The organism is Haloferax sp. Atlit-12N (genome assembly GCF_003383095.1).
In the GTDB taxonomy this organism is placed as follows: domain Archaea; phylum Halobacteriota; class Halobacteria; order Halobacteriales; family Haloferacaceae; genus Haloferax.
In genome coordinates this window covers 1-497 of sequence record NZ_PSYW01000075.1, presented here as the reverse complement: position 1 = coordinate 497, position 497 = coordinate 1, and the positions used below count along the sequence as shown (strand labels likewise).

Sequence of the window (497 nt, the reverse complement as noted above, 5' to 3'; positions counted from 1 at the left end):
CAGGAGCTGTTCCCAGAGACAGTGTTTACGCGAGAACGCTGGGCGAAGACCTTCCGGTCTCTCGCCCAGCTCATGCTCGAAGATCTGGCCCAGTCGTTCGGCCATCCACCGCCGAACCTGTCGGAACTGCTGTTTCGTGACGCCCGCCAACCAGAGAAATCGCGGCTCTTACTCAACGAACGAGTAGCTGAGGCCTTCAGGAGGCGATCCAGTGCTTAACCGAACACCAATGCTCTCCAGAGGCATCGTCGTAAGATGCTGTTTCAGCCAATTCTTCGAGAACTTGCTTGGGGAGCAGGAGTTCGTGTGACTCAAGAAGCAAATCGAGTGGGTTTGTCGTGGCGTCTGCTACGGTTCCCAAACTAACGAGGGCAGACGTATCAGCGACGATGCGCACCATCTATGTGTCGGCCAACTCTTCTGCCACGTCGTCAACGAATGCCTCGCTCAACTGCTGTTTCAGGAGACGAAAATTTGCGGCCTCCTCGTGACCGACG

The 497-nt window shown here is 56.1% G+C and carries 1 pseudogene; it reads left to right on the top strand.

Features of this window, described 5'->3' with window-relative positions:
• A pseudogene (locus tag C5B90_RS20070) lies at positions 1-219 on the top strand (IS4 family transposase); the annotation flags it as partial.
• Between the last annotated feature and the right edge of the window lie 278 nt (positions 220-497).